Genomic DNA, 16,391 nt, shown 5'->3' on the forward strand with positions numbered 1-16,391 from the left:
GAATAGCGCAGTTTGGTAGCGCATCTGGTTTGGGACCAGAGGGTCGGGGGTTCGAATCCCTCTTCACCGACCACTTTCGAAAGCCCGCTCAATGAGCGGGCTTTTTTGTATCTGTTGTTTTCCGATGGGCGGTATTTTCTGATGTACGGGACTCGCTGACTTTACTGGTCAGGTACGAAGTCTGATGTGTGAAAATGCCCGCTGCGCTTCCTCTCACGCTACCATGCCTTTTGAAAACCCGCTGATTGAACGTTTTTTGTACCTGCTTTGAATACAAAACATCTGTGCCTTGCTGATTGAACCGGGGTAGTCGCCGTATGAAGTTGATGACCATGCTGTTTTGTTCTCTTTTTGCCTTTCTTTCATTCTTCTGTCGTTTGTCTTTCGTCGCTTTGTGGTTCTCTTGGATCGGGATATGCAGTCACAGTTATTTATTCATGTTTTTCTGTGCTGTCAGGGTCTTAGATGTCGGTGTGAAATTTTGGAAGCGGCTATTTTTGTGGCGGCTTATACCAGTCTTTCTCAGCGCTCTGGTCTAACGTCTGGGCATGTTAATGACATGTTTAACAATGTGTGGTTTTTTATTCAGGGTGCCATGGTGGTTGATGTCGCATAAATATGCGCATTTTTATGTGCGATATCGATTTTGTTCTATGTTTAGCTAGGTTTATCGTAGTGAATTTCTAGGTTGTATGTTTATTTTTAGCTATGCAACTAGTGATTATTTATGCTTGTTTTGTGCTGTAGTACAGTTTTGTAGCATGAAATGTTGATTTTTCGTGAAATGTTTGCCAGATTGATGGCACTTAACGTGGCCGGTTTTTTAATTGGCGCATTTGAATGGAAGCAATTGCAGGCGGGCAGGCACACTGCCAGGTTGTTGAGGTCTGAACATGGCATTATTGGAAGTTAAAAACCTTCGTATTGAATATCCGTCACGTCACGGTGTCCACGCTGCGGTCAAGTCGCTGTCATTTACGATTGATCGCGGTGAAATTGTTGGCGTGGTGGGTGAGTCCGGGGCGGGTAAGTCGACCGTGGGGAATGCCGTGATCGATCTGCTGAGCCCTCCGGGTAAAATTGCCAGCGGCGATGTCTACCTCGATGGCGAGAAGATTTCAGGTCTGAGCCCTGAAGCCATGCGTCGGGTCCGTGGTGCCAAAATCGGTTTCATTTTTCAGGACCCGATGACCTCTCTGAACCCGTTATTCACGGTAGAGCGCCAGCTGACGGAAACAATCATTACCAACCTCAAAGTCAGCAAAGAAGAGGCTGTGCGCCGCGCCATCACGCTGATGGAGCAGGTGGGTATTCCGCAACCTGAAGTTCGTATTAAACAGTATCCGCACCAGTTTTCCGGCGGGATGCGTCAGCGGGTGGTGATTGCCATTGCGCTTGCTGGTGAACCGGACCTGATTATTGCCGATGAACCGACGACCGCACTGGATGTGTCGATTCAGGATCAGATTCTGAATCTGATCCGTGAGCTGTGCGTGAAGAAAAATGTGGGCTGTATGCTGGTCACGCACGATATGGGCGTGGTCTCGAATGTCACGGACCGTGTCGCTGTAATGTACCGGGGTGATCTGGTTGAAATTGGTCCGACAGCACAAGTGTTGGGTCATCCGAACCATCCTTACACCAAAAGCCTGATTTCTGCAGTACCGCGCTCGGATATCAAACTCGATCGCTTCCCGCTGGTGAATTATATCGAAGAAGCCGGTGAAACGACTCAGCTGGACGTGAAAAATCACTGGCTGGGACAGAGCGAAGACCAGCGTAAGTACACGGGAGCGCTGCTTCAGGTTGAAAACGTCAATCTGCGTTTTGTGACCAAAGATTCTTTCTTCGAAAGCCGCCGGGAGTATGTTCAGGCGTCCAACAATGTCAGCTTTGAAGTCTTTGAAGGGGAAACCTTTGGTCTGGTGGGTGAGTCAGGTTCCGGTAAATCGACCATTGCCCGGGTGATTGCCGGTTTGTATCCGCCGAATTCGGGCAAAGTCGTGTTTGAAGGCATTGACCTGACCGCGCTGAAAAATGAGAACGAACGTCGTCCATTGCGCCGTCAGATGCAGATGGTGTTCCAGAACCCGTATTCGTCTATGAACCCGCGGATGAAGATTTTCGATATTATTGCCGAGCCGATCCGTTTCCATAAACTGGCGGACAGCGAAGGCCAGGTGCGGCAGATTGTCGCGGACCTGCTGGATCATGTCGGTCTGGGCCGTGCATCGGGTGTGAAGTATCCCCATGAATTCTCAGGCGGTCAGCGTCAGCGGATTTCAATTGCCCGTGCACTGGCAACCCGTCCGCGCCTGCTGATTTGCGACGAACCAACCTCAGCGCTGGATGTTTCGGTGCAGGCTCAAATCCTGAACCTGCTGAAAGATCTGCAGGATGAACTGAACCTGACGATGTTGTTTATCAGTCACGACCTGCCGGTGATCCGCCAGATGTGTGACCGTATTGGTGTGATGCAGAAAGGGACTCTGCTGGAGGTAGCTCCGACAGAGCAGCTGTTTACATCGCCACAGCATGAGTACAGTCAGCAATTGATTTCGCTGATGCCTGAATTTAAGGGAATGAGTCAGGAAGGTCTGAAGCTGGCCTGACAGTTATTCAGTTTGCCCGCCGGCCGCTAATGTAGTGGCCGGCATGGCTCTGTTTCGGGAGCCGGGCTTTTGTTGCTTACCTAAATCAATAATAAGCAAACATAACCATCTGGGAGTTCACTCCCTGCATAAAGGAGCTATGCGAATGAAAACCTTCAAGAGCAAGTTAGCCGTTGCTTTAATGGCTGCTGGTCTGAGCTTCGGTGCTGCCGCCGCGAATCTGAATCTGGCTTATGATGCGGACCCTGTGTCTATGGACCCGCATGAGCAACTGTCCGGCGGTACGCTGCAACTTTCTCACATGACTTTTGATCCACTGATCCGTTTTACTCAGTCGATGGAATTCGAACCGCGCCTGGCAACATCCTGGGAGCGTGTAAACGACACCACCATGCGTTTCAAGCTGCGTGAAGGCGTGAAATTCCACTCCGGGAATGACTTTACCGCAGATGACGTTGTCTGGACTTTCAATCGTCTGAAAACTTCGGCCGACTTCAAAGGGATTTTTACCCCGATCGTGGAAATCAAGAAAGTCGATGCACACACAGTGGACGTGGTGACGGATGGGACTTATCCATTGATCGAAAACGTGATGACGTATGTTTTCCCAATGGACAGCAAGTTCTACACCGGTAAAACCGCAGATGGAAAAGACAAAGCTGAGCTGAAGAAAAACGGTTCGACCTTTGCCTCAACGCATATTTCAGGGACCGGTCCTTTCAAAGTGGTCAGCCGCGAACAGGGCGTGAAAGTTGAGTTTGAGCGTTATGCCGATTACTGGGACAAAGACAGTGAAGGCAACGTCGACCACATCACCCTGCGTCCAATCAAAGAAGATGCGACCCGGGTTGCAGCCCTGCTGTCTGGCGACGTAGACATGATTGCGCCGGTATCGCCAAACGATTATCAGCGTATCCAGAGCAACAACAAGCTGGATCTGGTGACCATGCCGGGTACCCGTGTGATTACGTTCCAGATGAACCAGAAAGTTGCAGAGCCGCTGCGTGATGCCCGTGTTCGTCAGGCCATTGTTTATGCCGTAAACAATGAAGGGATCGCGAAGAAAATCATGAAAGGTTCGGCAACGCCTGCGGCTCAGCAGAGCCCGGTGGGTTATGCGGGCTATAATGAGTCTCTGAAACCGCGTTATGACCTGAAAAAAGCCCAGCAGCTGATGAAAGAAGCCGGTTATGAAAATGGCTTCTCAATTACGATGATTGCGCCAAACAACCGTTATGTGAACGACGAGAAAGTCGCTCAGGCTGTGGCGGCGATGCTGGCGAAAATCAAGATCAAAGTCGACCTGCAAACCATGCCGAAGGCGCAATACTGGCCTGAGTTTGATAAGTGTGAAGCAGGAATGCTGATGATCGGCTGGCACCCGGATACAGAAGATTCAGCGAACTTTACTGAGTTCCTGACCATGACGCGAAATGCTGAAACCGGTAAAGGTCAGTACAACTGCGGTCATTACTCAAACTCAGAAGTGGATAAACTGGTCGAAGCGGCAAACACCGAGACAGATCTGGAAAAACGCAGCGCAATGCTGAAGAAAGTTGAAGAGATTCTGTATAACGATGCTGCCTTTGTCCCTCTGTACTGGCAGGACCCATCCTGGGCAGCCAAGAAGAATGTGGACATCAAACCGATTGTGAATGGTATGGACACCCCGTTCCTGGGCGATCTGGTGATCAAGTAATCCCCTCCGTAACTCAGGCTCCGGCATCAGCCGGGGCCTCCTTATGGAAGTCGAAAGAGGCAAGGAATGTTTACGTTTTTGGTCAAGCGCCTGGTGCAGGCACTGGTAGTGATGTTTGTGATCAGTCTGGTGGCGTTTGCTATCCAGGACAATTTAGGCGACCCGCTGCGTGAGCTGGTGGGGCAGTCTGTGTCGGAAGCCGAGCGTGATGCGCTGCGGACTGAAATGGGCCTCAATGATCCCTTTATGGTGAAGTATGGACGCTTTATTTCAAAAGCCGTACACGGGGATTTAGGCAACTCTTATTTCTTTAAGCGTCCTGTGGTGGACGTCATCCTCGATAAACTGGTCGCAACCCTGGAGCTGGTGTTTGCTGCGTCATTAATTATTGTGGTGGTCTCGATCCCGCTTGGGGTCTATTCGGCCATACATCCGAACAGCGCCCTGACGAAAGTGATCATGGGCTTCAGTATCGTGGGGATATCGGTCCCGGTGTTCCTGACGGCCATTATGCTGATGTATGTTTTCTCGATTGAACTAGGCTGGCTGCCTTCATTCGGACGGGGTGAAACGGCGAACCTGCTGGGATGGAACTCCGGTTTCTTTACCCTGGATGGTTTGGCGCACCTGATCCTGCCGAGTATCTCGCTGGCCTCGATTATGCTGCCGCTCTTTATCCGTCTGGTCCGTTCTGAAATGCTGGAAGCGCTGAGTACCGAGTACGTGAAATTTGCCCGTGCCAAGGGTCTGGCGCAAAACAAGGTGTACTATCAGCACGCGCTGAAAAACACCATGCTGCCGGTCATCACTGTCGGCGGTGTCCAGATTGGTACCATGGTGGCTTACACCATTCTGACGGAAACGGTGTTCCAGTGGCCGGGCACAGGCTTCCTGTTCCTGGAAGCGGTCAACCGGGTTGATACGCCATTGATTACTGCCTACGTCATCTTTGTGGGTCTGATTTTCGTGGTGACCAACACCCTGGTCGACCTGCTGTATGGTCTGATCAACCCAACTGTGAACCTGACTGGCAAAGGAGCGTAATCATGACGACTAAGACGACCGACGCGCCTTCACGCTGGCAGCGTTTTATGCACTCGGATTTCATTTATTTCTTTAAGAAAGACAAAGTGGCGATGGGCAGCTTTGCGGTGTTCATGCTCTTTGTGCTGGCGGCTGTATTTGCCCCATTGATTTCGCCGACGAATCCGTACGATCTGAACAGTATCGACATTATGGATGCCGAGCTGGCGCCGTCCTGGATGGACATGGGGGATGCCCGCTTCCTGCTTGGGACCGACGATCAGGGCCGCGATATTCTGTCGACCATTATGTATGGCTTGCGGATCTCACTGGCGATTGGATTGTTTGCTGTCGCACTGCAGCTGTTTATCGGCATTATCGTCGGCCTGTGTGCCGGTTACTTTGGCGGCCGGATTGACAGTTTCTTGATGCGGATTGCGGATGTTCAGCTGTCGTTCTCAACCATGATGGTGGCCATCATTGTCTCGGCGATTTTCAAAGCCAGTTTCGGCAGTGATTTCTACAGCCAGTACGCGATTGTGATGCTGGTGGTGATCATCGGGATTGCGGAATGGCCGCAGTATGCGCGGACTGTTCGTGCATCGGTTCTGGCCGAGAAGAAGAAAGAGTACGTGGAAGCGTCTCGGGTGATGGGCCTGAAATCGCCGCGTATCATGTTCCGTCATATTCTGCCGAACTGTCTGTCACCTATTTTGGTGATTTCCACGGTTCAAGTGGCAAATGCCATCATGTCGGAAGCGGCGCTGTCCTTCCTGGGACTGGGCATGCCGGTGGATCAGCCATCGCTGGGTTCCTTAATCAGCATCGGTTTCAACTACATCTTCTCCGGCTCTTGGTGGATTACGGCCTTCCCGGGCATTGTGCTGGTGACGCTGGTTCTGGTGATTAACCTGCTGGGTGACTGGCTGCGGGATGTCTTCAACCCGAAAGTTTACAAAGGCTAAACTTTACCTCCGATTTTTCCTTCCTCCAGCCCCTGCTCAGCAGGGGCTTTTTTATACCGGTCGTTTCATCGGACTAGCTTCTTCTGGCTGCTGAAACTGTTCTCAGTTTCTCTGGGTTTGGGTACGACGACAGCATTGGTGTCACCCTATCAAATTGAGCTTCCCCGGAAGCGGATGTATTTGTTGAATCGGCAAGGCGTATGTATCTGCGGACTCAGAGAATCAGGGCGTTGCCTGAGCAAGCCGGTACGGGCTTAAAAGCATCAGTGCGCCATATCCATCATCGTACTGGTGTTCGCCGGATGGAACACAGGCATGAAGATAAGGATATGAGAATAAGCACTGAGCTAGGGACAATAGTTTGCCCGGCGTCGGTGATTGAACTGGATATATAAGTTGTAGCCTGCAGTGCGGTGTGACAGAAGCAGTGAGGTTCGACTAGATGGCTGATGAAAAGGTTAGATGCCTGGGCAGGGAAATAGGAGGGGCAGCTGTTGCTGCGTTGGGCGCTACCCAGCTTGTGGTGCAGCAGAACAAACTGAAATGCTTTCAAGCGGATTGTGGCGCCATGGGAACACAACCCGTAAGCTGCAATGACGGGCACAGGGCATAAAAAAAAGCGGCTGAGGTCAGCCGCTTTTGATGTGTTCTGAAGTCCGGGTCTGATTAGAAAATCAGGTGTGCCATCAGTGCGATAACCGGCAGGGTAACCAGGGTCCGCAGGATGAAAATGGCGAACAGTTCCCAGGCTTTGACCGGGATCTTACTGCCCAGAAGCAGAGCACCGATTTCAGACATATAAATCAGCTGGGTGACCGACAGGGCGGCAATCACAAAGCGCGTCAGATCGCTCTGGATATCGGCTGCCAGAATTGCAGGCAGGAACATGTCCGCAAAGCCAACCACAATCGTTTTTGAGGCTTCAGCCGCTTCAGGAATTTGCAGCAGTTCCAGCAGCGGGATGAATGGTTTGCCCAGCCAGTTGAAGACAGGAGTGTACTCAGCAATCACCAGTGCCAGCGTACCAATCGCCATGACCACAGGCAGAACGCCGAAGACCATATCAACCGCTGCTTTCACACCATCATTGACCACTTTGCGCATGCTGGTGACTTTCTCGGCACGCTCAAACGCTTTTTCCAGGCCGTAGCTCATCACCGTGTGGCCGTCTGGCAGCGCATCCATGTTTTCCGGTGCAGCAGTACCGCACACGTATTCATCACGCTTGCGGCTCAGTGGTGGTAAACGTGGCACAACAATCGCTGCAACTACACCGGCCAGACAGACCGTGGCATAGAATGGCAGGAACATGTGCTCCAGTTTCACCTGTGCAATGACCACCAGGCTGAAGGTAATGGAGACGGCGGAGAAGGTAGTTCCGATCACGGCCGCTTCACGCTTGGTATAAAAGCCTTCTTCATACTGTTTGCTGGTCAGCAGTACACCCACACTGCCGTCCGCCAGCCAGGAAGCCATACAGTCGATGGCTGAACGGCCTGGCAGCTTAAAGAGCGGACGCATGATTTTGGTCAGCATCGCACCGAAAAATTCCAGCAGACCGAAGTTGGTCAGCAGCGGCAGGAAGAAACCTGCACACAGGAATACAGCAAAGAGAACCGGCAGCAGGTCGTTCAGGACCAGACCGCCTGTATTGCCATTGTAAATCTCAGCCGGACCGACTTCGAAGAACGTCAGGTTCGCAAAGACTGCACCCATTAATTGAACGATGAACCAAGGCAGGCTTGGTTTAAACAGGTTGGCAAGAAAAGGTTTGCGTTCAATAAAGCGAGGCTTGGTCAGGCGGACCAAGACTGAGCACAATGCTGTCATGGTAATGACGGTTGTGACAATCGCCGTCAGGCTGCCTTCAAACAGGCTCTGAATGGCTTTGGCCATCAGGGCAATCGGGATCGTAATTTCGCCATTGATACTGAGAGGCGCCATAAAGAGCAGGACACCAATGAGAGACGGCAGAATAAACATGAGCCAAGGCGCTTTATGAGTTTTTGCGCCAGTTATCACTTGTTCTGACATAATTGACCTTTAAGTAACTGATACAACGTGTTTTTATGATGGCTAAGTGAATGGGGCCAGCATGAACATGCAGTTATTGGTAATATTATTCAAACGCAGGTTACATTTTTTATTGCTGCAATGGAATACTTTGCTGAAAGGATCGTCTAATTATTCATTGTAAATTAGAGGTTATGATAAGTAACTCACGTTTAACAACGATAGATCTTGCATTACATTCTGCTGTTGTGTTGTTGCTCAATAAGTTTTTGGGACAACCTCACTGTCCGGGATTTTGTCATTGTTTAGCAGGCTTCTGCTTATATAATGACCTCTCTTTATTACTTTTTTGACATACTCACAGCAAGTAGTTACCAGACATGATGAAAATACAATTGCAGGGACTTTCACTGGCTGTTGCGGCAGCACTTTCAGTGAGCACTTTTTCGAGTCAGGCCGCTGTTAACGGAGCTGACGCACGAAGTGTTGGGATGGGAGGCACGGGGGTTGCTTCAGCGAGTTATCTGACCGCTGGCTTTTATAACCCGGCGCTGGTTGCCCATTACAAACAGAACGATGATTTTGGCGTGCTTCTGCCAGCTGTTGGGATCAGCGTGCATGATCCGGATGACTTGAATCAGAAAGTGGACGATTTCCAGAAAGTGAATGATCAGCTGGAAGCGGCCATTAATAGCAGCAACGGTTCACCGGTCTCAGACGCTCTGGTCGATAAGTGGAAAGCGGCGCTGATGGCAATGGATGAAGGGAAGCTGAAAGCTGATATCAGTGTCGGTGCAGCCGTGGCGGTTCCGAACCGTTATCTGAGCATGAGCCTCTTTACACAGGCGCAGATTGTCAGTCTGGCAAAAGCGAATATCGACCCGGCTGATCTGGCTGGCGTGGACGGTTCGAACCCGCCGGATATGGATAACCTGCAGTCTGATGTACTGGGTGTTGCTGGTGGTATTGTGGATGTGGGTCTGGCAATGGGTAAGTCGTTTGATTTGCCGATGGTTTCCCTGCCGGAGCAGCGCGTATCTGTCGGGGTATCACCGAAAATTCAGCAACTGATTGCTGTGAGTTTCCAGAACACGGTCAGTCAGTTCGACGACAGTGACTTTGATTTCCAGGAAGAATATCGCGATGACACCGCTTTTAACCTGGATTTCGGTCTGGCTTATCAGCCAATCCCTGCTGTTACGGTGGGCTTCAGCGGCCGCAACCTGTTCAAACAGGAGCTGGAAACCAATACTCCGGTGTCCCCTGCAGGCAAAACTGAGAAGTTTACGGCCAAAACACTGGTGGTTGAGCCGAAGTACACCCTGGGTGTGGCTTACAGCAACAGCTGGTTTACCGCAGCCGCGGATGTCGATCTGAACGAGCAGAAATACTTCAAAGAGTTCGATCTGGCGACTCAGTATGCCCGCTTCGGGATGGAACTGAACGGTTGGGACTGGATACAGATGCGTGCCGGTTACAGCCTGAGTCTGACCGATTCTGCGAAAGACACCATGAGTGCCGGTCTGGGTCTGAGTCCGTTTGGGGTGATGGCGGTTGATCTGGCGCTGCAATATGGTCAGGACAACAACTACGGCGCAGCCCTGCAGTTTGCTTTCACCATGTAAGGTGGCTCTCTGTTCTGAAAAAACTCGTCACAAGTTTGACGGGTTTTTTTATGTAACCAAGAAATTAATTACATGAGAGTGTGTGGTGAATCGTAAAAAGGACAGAAAATAACAACCAAAAAATAAAGCCATGAAATGCAACGACAATTTATTGTGTCTTTTCATGCATGAAATTCGATCTCACTGAAATCTTGACTAGTCTCATAGGCAATGGAGAGAGACTTCATTGAAGTAGTAACTTGAGCAACATTCAACGCTTTCTTTATTTACAGTTTCCGGTGTATTTGAAACCACGAGTGGCAGTATCGACGTGCTCTCAAAATGGAAATTATTTTCAGAAACAACAAGGAAACTTCCTATGTCGACAATTCACAAAGTAGAAATCGTTATTGACTGTGAAGCCGTTGAACACGGTGCGCAGGGGTATCAGGCCGTCCAAATGTTTGCTGATTCGGATATTGTGATAGATAACTCGCAAGGTTCTTATGAGTTAAGTATTTTGGTGAGTAATGGCGACATTATGCGCTGGGCAGCTTTTCCGAAAGTGATTGAGTCTGAGGATGGCCACCATTATTCAGTGCTGATTGATGCGGAACATGAGTGGAATGACAGCACGCTGATTAAAGACTGGACCGCGTATCAGGGAAATACCCAAGTCTTTGTGTACGAAAGCGATGCGATTCCAATGAGTGATGAAGTACATCTTTCTTATCAACGCCAAACAGCTTACCAGCCATATGTTCAGGCTGAAGCGACGTTGCCAGGTCGTCCAAATCCAGGGGCAAAACAAAAAGCCGCGTATACATTCTGGGTTAAGGTCTTTAAAGATGATACATGTATCGCCGAAATTAACTGGGACCCTTATGTCACCGCGGTTCAGCCTTAATGTGTCTGGTCCGGAAGCTTTCTCTCAGGTGATATGTGGGTGCTCTGGAGATGCGTGAGCAGGGTTTGTAAGCAACATAACTGTTGGGAAGCAGCTAAAAAAGCCAGAGGAATAACCTCTGGCTTTTTGTTTTGCAGCGGAGAGATTACTCGTTGTTGCCCTGACCGGTCAGGCCGTTTTCATAACCACCACTGCAGCAATGACGACAAAGATGCCGGTCCATCCCAGCGGCGTCAGCCGTTGTTTGAATAGCACCGAACCGCCGATGGCTGTGCCCAGAATTCCGATGGCACCCCATGACGCATAAGCAACCGCCAGATCAATCTCTCTGACAGCCTGGGCCAGCAGGGTAAATGCAGTGAGGACCAGCACAATAGAAGTGGCTCCCCAAATCCGGTGTTTGAATCCGTCGGAGCGGGTGAGCGCCATATTGGCTGCAATATCCACGACAGCTGCCAGCACAACAAAACCAAATGACAGAGTAAAAAACTGATTCATGACCAACTCCCTGAGGACGTGTGAGACTGAGGGCGTTCTTCGGCGATGGCCTTGTCTGAACTCTGTTGTTGCTCGCCCAGCGTGACCATCACAATCCCTACCACCGCCAGGCCCAGTCCAAGCAGTTCCTGCGGATTTAAATCGGCGTCAAACAGCAGTAGGGATGCCAGCGTGATCAGTGCGATTCCCAGCCCCTCCCATACGGCATACGCTACGCCAATCGCAATTTTCTTGGCAGCTAAAGAGAGAAAGTAATAGGACACAGTGATCAGCAAATACATGACTCCGTAGCCCCAGAGTGAGTGTTGCTGACCAATGAAAGTCATCGTGCTGGTGCCGGCGACCTCAGAGGTAATTGCCAGCAGCAGAAAGATTCGTGCAATAAACATGCTATACCTGCCAATGAATGAACATAAATGGATAGCAAAGGATTGCCGGGTCATAAGGCTGGTCGAGACAAAGAAAAGTCTGAGGTATGAATGACGGGCAATGCTTTGCAATACAAGGCAAGGTTAGCTGTTGGTCTGTCGGGTGGACAGGTATATGAGATATTCAATTATGAATATCACTTTGGTCGGCTGGGACCGGCCTGAAAGCATTTCTTTATCACACGATGCAAATGCTGATGGAGCGGGTGATTGCGGTTGGACTGTAAGAATCCACCGGAAATCACAAAATCACTGAATTCGCGGTTAACCGTCGGCATCGGGTAGGTGGCCAGTTCAGGAAACAACCGGATGGTGCTCTGACTCGAGTACATAATGGCGTCGGTATCCAGCAGCATCTGTGCCGCGACCCGCAGGTTATAGGTTTTCAGCAGAACATTTGGCTGATAGCCCATACGCTGATATTCCGATTCGACGGTACACAGCGGGTTGTATGAGGCGGGCGCGGGCAGGGAAATGATGGGCAACTGAGCGACAGTTTCCCATTCGTTGACGTCTTTATGTTGCGATAATGTTGGGTGGTACTTCCGTGCCACAATCATCCGCTTTTCTGTAAAGAGCGGCCGCATATAGAGATCTTTTGGCAGCTCGGTCTCCTGGTCCAGAATGCAGTAGTCGTGCTGACCTTCAAGCATTTCGTCCTGACTGTAGCTGTTCCAGTTGGAAAAGGTAAAAGTTGCCTTCGGAAATGCCTGATGGCAGACGCGCAATAATTGCTGGCCCTGTTCGTCCAGCAGGTAGGGGTCAATCACCAGTGACAAATGGCCGTCGTATGCCCCGGCACTGAAGTCTTCAAACTCTTTCAGCACTTTATCGATGGGGGCCAGAATGTTGTCAAATTCTTCCGCCAGCCGTAATGCCATGGGAGAAGGCTCTACGCCGTGCGGTTTCCGCACAAACAAAGGGTCGTTCAGCGTCGCTTTTAAGCGTGCAATGCCCCGGCTGGCACTGGGTTGCGACATGCCCAGATGCATCGCAGCAACTTTAATACTTCGATGGTCGACCACGGCTTTGAGTAAGCGCATGAGATTGAGATCCAGTGCATCGAGCTGATGGGCCATGGTTTTGCCTGCAAGTGATTGTCCGGGGAGAATGTCAGTGATTGTAATCTGCCGGGCGGATCAGGTCACGACCCGACCCGGTTTGTTTTTCTGAGACGGGAGGCGCGGAGAAAGGTATGAGAAACAATTCACCCCGGGAAGAATAATAAAGACGAACCATTTTATTCTGTGAAATAAAAAAGGAGATGCATAAACAAAATGAGATTGAGTGATTTTATGTTTTATATTTATTCAATTATTTTTATATCGATCTGAAAAATATTCGTCTGTTAAAGTCAATTTTTTTATTTTTGTTCGGTCTGGATGTTTTCTGGTTTTCGGCTGTGAATCACGCTTTCAAATGAATCAGCGGCTATACATAGGTTTTGATATACAAATGGGGCGGCAGAGAAGAAGAGGGCTGGTTTTAATCTCTGTCTGTGCATTTTTGCGAAATCTTTCAGGTGCTTATTATGGCTAGGACTGTGTTGGATGGGTTTTATCAGCAATTATCTGAAAATAAAGATAAAACAGCGGTGGTGTATCAAAATCAGCAGCTCACCTTTCAGCAGCTTCATGAATTCAGTGATCAGCTTTGTTACTTTTTAAAAGCAAAAGGCGTGCGAGCCGGTCAGATGGTTCCCATTATTGCGCAGCGAACGCCCAATTTAATCATTGGTATTCTGGCTGTCATGAAAGCGGGGGCAAGTTATATTCCGGTGGATGCCTCTTATCCGCAACGGCGAATTCAGGATATTCTTGAACAGGTGAATGCAACCGTTGTTCTGACCACGGATTTATTTTCAGAATTGACGTCAGACTTTGTGCCTTACTGTTTCGTCAATATAGAAACAGCAAAAGAAATGATGAGTCAGGAACACGAGAAAAGTGACATCAGCCCGGATGATCTGGCTTATATCATTTTCACTTCAGGTACCACAGGCAGTCCGAAAGGTGTGATGATCCCACATTCGGCTTTACAGAATGTGGTTGCCTGGCATAACACGCATTTTGACATGACGGCAGCCGCCCGGATGCCATGGATTGCCGGGATCAGCTTCGATGTGTCTCAGTGGGAAATTTGGTCGGCACTGACTTCCGGGGCGACCCTGTTTATTCCGGAGCCAGCGATTCGTCAGCAGCCTGATCAGTTGTTGCAGTTTTTCGCGGATCAGCAAATCACGCATGCTTTTGTGCCGACGGTCTATATCGAGGCGATCGTTTCGCAGCCTCAGCCAGAGCATCTGGTGCTGCGTTATCTGTTTACGGCCGGTGAAAAACTCAGTCCGGTGGATTTATCCGGGGTGAATTACACCCTGATTGATTATTACGGTCCGACCGAAGCGACAATTTTTGCAACCTGCCAGCAGGTGCCGTGCCGCAGTTTGCAACAGCCGGAGTCAATTGGCCGGCCGATCGCAGGCGCTGAAGTTTTCATTCTCGACACCGACCAACAGGAAGTCAAAGCCGGTCAGTCGGGAGAGCTTTGCATTGCCGGTCCTGGTTTGGCCGCGGGTTACCTGAATGCCCCTGAACTGACCGCAGAGAAGTTTGTCCGGCTGCTCCGGGTGTCCGATCAGCGGTTGTACCGCAGCGGCGACCGGGCACGCATGTTGCCGGATGGACGGATTCAGTATCTAGGCCGGCTGGATGATCAGGTCAAAATCCGTGGCAACCGGATTGAACTGGGCGAGCTGGAAGGGGTGATTCAGGAGCTGGAAGAGGTCAAACAGGCGGTTGCCCTAGTTGCCCATGCGGGTAATCCCGCTCTGAAGAAAATCCTGGTGTTTCTGCTTGCTGACACTAAAGAGAGTTCCGCGCTGATTGCCTTGGTCCGGCAACAGATTGACAAGTCGCTGCCTGAATATTTTCAGCCTGCCGCGATTGTACCGGTGATGCATTTCCCGTTGACTTCCAATGGCAAAATCGACAAGCAACAACTGCTGAATCAATACCTCGCACAACTGGAACAAGCAGAGGCTAACACGTCTCATCTGTCTGAGGCGGAGGCTCAGATTGCTGCGATCTGGTGCGAACTGCTTGGGAACCGGACGTTTTTGTCCGGCGATGCTTTTCTGGATGTCGGGGGCGACTCTTTACAGGCCGTGCAGCTGGCGACGCTGATCAGCAACCGGCTGGGGGTTCAGACCTACGTCAGGGATATCTACGATTTTCCGACCTTACAGCAGCTGGCGCATGCTATGGCCCGCAGAGCAGGCGCCACGCCATCGGAAGTGGACAGCGAGCCCGTCCGTGAACTGCATCAGGACGTGAAGTTGCCATCGGATGTGCAGATCAATCCGATGTTTGAGCTGAAGCAGATCATCGCACCTCAGAGCATCCTGCTGACCGGAGCGACGGGTTTTGTCGGCTCTCATCTGCTGGCGAAATTGCTGCGAACGACCGCCAGTCAGATTGTCTGCCTGGTGCGGGCGACGTCCGCTGAAACTGCGATGGCCCGGCTGCTCTCTGTCCTGACGCAGTACCGGATCGAACTGACAGAACCCCAGCGACGGCGGATTCAGGCTGTTGCGGGTGATCTGGCTGAACCTGATTTCTCAATGGACTCAGAGCAATATCAAGCCTTATGTCAGCAGGTGGATCTGGTGTATCACTCGGCCAGTGCCGTGAATTTCATCCAGCCGTATTCTTACATGAGGCATGACAATGTGCAGGGGCTGAAAGAAGTCATCCGGTTTGCATCGAGCGTAAGAACCAAGCCTCTGATTTTGCTGTCGACGGTTTCGGTTTACAGCTGGGGACACCTATTCACCGGCAAAACCGTGATGTATGAAGCGGATGACATCGACCAGAATCTGCCGGCAGTGGCGAAGGATATCGGTTATGTGCGCAGTAAATGGGTGATGGAAAAGGTCGCGGATCTGGCCGCGGCACAGGGACTGCCGCTGATGACCTTTCGGCTGGGTTATGCGACGACGCACAGCCAAACCGGGGTGACTGCAGATTATCAGTGGTGGGGACGCTTGGTAAAAACCTGTCTGAAGACCGGTTGTGTGCCGGATTTGAGAGATTTTCATGAGGGCCTGACCACGGTGGATTACATGGCCGCTGTCATTGCACATATCAGCCGGAACCCGGAAGCACTGTCGCTGAAGTTTAATCTGGTTCATGAAGCAATGAACAACCTGAAGCTTCCGGAATTCTTCCGTCGTTTGGGGGAAGCCTGCGGCACCGATTTTCAGGTCTTGCCTTACCGAAACTGGCTGGCGTTGTGGGAATCGGAACCTGAGACGCCGCTCTATCCGCTGCTCAGCATGTTCAAAGATCGGGTGTATCAGGGACAGTCGACGGTTGAGCTGTATCAGAAAACCTATCAGTGGGACTGCCGCAACGTGAAGCGTTTCCTGCAAGGCAGCCACATTCATGAACCGGTTTTTAACCAGGCGTTGCTCAGGCGTTATCTGGAACAGTCGATTCGGGCAGAGACAGCAGACTTGTCTTTGGTGTAATGGTGGACCACCGATGATTTTTCGGCTTCCTTATCCTTGTATCCGCAGGAAGCCGAGTGCCAATACAATCGAACAATGGATTTTGATTTAGGCAGTTTTGGTGTTTCTTGTATG

Annotated in this window: 11 protein-coding genes; 7 read left to right on the top strand and 4 right to left on the bottom strand. The window is 50.6% G+C overall.

Annotation, left to right across the window (positions count from 1 at the left end):
* Positions 1–893: 893 nt before the first annotated feature.
* The 4 genes from ACYP03_RS23175 to ACYP03_RS23190 all read left to right on the top strand — a co-directional run bounded on the left by ACYP03_RS23175 (position 894) and on the right by ACYP03_RS23190 (position 6,299).
* Complete coding sequence (locus tag ACYP03_RS23175) at positions 894–2,612, top strand: ABC transporter ATP-binding protein (RefSeq protein WP_248144598.1); 1,719 nt, start codon at positions 894–896, stop codon at positions 2,610–2,612.
* A gap of 145 nt (positions 2,613–2,757) precedes the next feature.
* Entirely contained in the window at positions 2,758–4,311 is a 1,554-nt protein-coding gene (locus tag ACYP03_RS23180) for an ABC transporter substrate-binding protein (RefSeq protein ID WP_248144597.1), read from the top strand.
* A 66-nt stretch (positions 4,312–4,377) separates the two neighbouring features.
* A complete protein-coding gene (locus tag ACYP03_RS23185; protein WP_248144596.1) occupies positions 4,378–5,355 on the top strand; it encodes an ABC transporter permease in 978 nt (325 codons plus the stop codon).
* Positions 5,356–5,357: 2 nt separating this feature from the next.
* Entirely contained in the window at positions 5,358–6,299 is a 942-nt protein-coding gene (locus ACYP03_RS23190) for an ABC transporter permease (RefSeq protein WP_248144595.1), read from the top strand.
* A 666-nt stretch (positions 6,300–6,965) separates the two neighbouring features.
* Here the strand turns inward: ACYP03_RS23190 and ACYP03_RS23195 are convergent.
* A complete protein-coding gene (locus tag ACYP03_RS23195; protein ID WP_248144609.1) occupies positions 6,966–8,282 on the bottom strand; it encodes a YjiH family protein in 1,317 nt (438 codons plus the stop codon).
* A gap of 410 nt (positions 8,283–8,692) precedes the next feature.
* On the opposite strand from ACYP03_RS23195, the gene ACYP03_RS23200 reads away from it, so the two are divergent.
* Positions 8,693–9,937: a conjugal transfer protein TraF gene (locus ACYP03_RS23200; protein ID WP_248144594.1), complete on the top strand. Its 1,245-nt coding sequence runs from the start codon at positions 8,693–8,695 to the stop codon at positions 9,935–9,937.
* 358 nt (positions 9,938–10,295) lie between these two features.
* On the top strand, positions 10,296–10,823 hold the full coding sequence (locus ACYP03_RS23205; RefSeq protein ID WP_459782265.1) for an AidA/PixA family protein: 528 nt from the start codon (positions 10,296–10,298) through the stop codon (positions 10,821–10,823).
* A gap of 168 nt (positions 10,824–10,991) precedes the next feature.
* Here the strand turns inward: ACYP03_RS23205 and mdtI are convergent, their stop codons facing one another.
* The 3 genes from mdtI to ACYP03_RS23220 form a co-directional block, all read right to left on the bottom strand.
* Positions 10,992–11,321 (bottom strand): multidrug/spermidine efflux SMR transporter subunit MdtI, encoded by a 330-nt coding sequence (gene mdtI, locus ACYP03_RS23210; protein WP_248144592.1) that lies wholly within the window; start codon positions 11,319–11,321, stop codon positions 10,992–10,994.
* Entirely contained in the window at positions 11,318–11,710 is a 393-nt protein-coding gene (locus ACYP03_RS23215; RefSeq protein WP_248144591.1) for an SMR family transporter, read from the bottom strand. Before ACYP03_RS23215 ends, mdtI begins: the two co-directional genes overlap by 4 nt.
* A gap of 176 nt (positions 11,711–11,886) precedes the next feature.
* Positions 11,887–12,828, bottom strand: coding sequence for a LysR family transcriptional regulator (locus tag ACYP03_RS23220; RefSeq protein WP_459782267.1), 942 nt, complete (start codon positions 12,826–12,828; stop codon positions 11,887–11,889).
* 452 nt (positions 12,829–13,280) lie between these two features.
* Here ACYP03_RS23220 and ACYP03_RS23225 point away from each other — a divergent pair, with 452 nt between their 5' ends.
* Positions 13,281–16,277 carry an amino acid adenylation domain-containing protein gene (locus ACYP03_RS23225; RefSeq protein ID WP_459782268.1) on the top strand — a complete coding sequence of 999 codons (2,997 nt, stop codon included), beginning with the start codon at positions 13,281–13,283 and terminating at the stop codon, positions 16,275–16,277.
* The last annotated feature ends 114 nt before the right edge of the window (positions 16,278–16,391 follow it).

The sequence above is a fragment of the Photobacterium sp. R1 genome (assembly GCF_054600795.1).

Excerpts from the sequence above, each read along its gene's own strand:
- ACYP03_RS23175 (WP_248144598.1), top strand. The coding sequence starts at position 894 with ATGGCATTATTGGAAGTTAAAAACCTTCGTATTGAATATCCGTCACGT.
- ACYP03_RS23180 (WP_248144597.1), top strand. The coding sequence starts at position 2,758 with ATGAAAACCTTCAAGAGCAAGTTAGCCGTTGCTTTAATGGCTGCTGGT.
- ACYP03_RS23185 (WP_248144596.1), top strand. The coding sequence starts at position 4,378 with ATGTTTACGTTTTTGGTCAAGCGCCTGGTGCAGGCACTGGTAGTGATG.
- ACYP03_RS23190 (WP_248144595.1), top strand. The coding sequence starts at position 5,358 with ATGACGACTAAGACGACCGACGCGCCTTCACGCTGGCAGCGTTTTATG.
- ACYP03_RS23195 (WP_248144609.1), bottom strand. The coding sequence starts at position 8,282 with ATGTTTATTCTGCCGTCTCTCATTGGTGTCCTGCTCTTTATGGCGCCT.
- ACYP03_RS23200 (WP_248144594.1), top strand. The coding sequence starts at position 8,693 with ATGATGAAAATACAATTGCAGGGACTTTCACTGGCTGTTGCGGCAGCA.
- ACYP03_RS23205 (WP_459782265.1), top strand. The coding sequence starts at position 10,296 with ATGTCGACAATTCACAAAGTAGAAATCGTTATTGACTGTGAAGCCGTT.
- mdtI (WP_248144592.1), bottom strand. The coding sequence starts at position 11,321 with ATGAATCAGTTTTTTACTCTGTCATTTGGTTTTGTTGTGCTGGCAGCT.
- ACYP03_RS23215 (WP_248144591.1), bottom strand. The coding sequence starts at position 11,710 with ATGTTTATTGCACGAATCTTTCTGCTGCTGGCAATTACCTCTGAGGTC.
- ACYP03_RS23220 (WP_459782267.1), bottom strand. The coding sequence starts at position 12,828 with ATGGCCCATCAGCTCGATGCACTGGATCTCAATCTCATGCGCTTACTC.
- ACYP03_RS23225 (WP_459782268.1), top strand. The coding sequence starts at position 13,281 with ATGGCTAGGACTGTGTTGGATGGGTTTTATCAGCAATTATCTGAAAAT.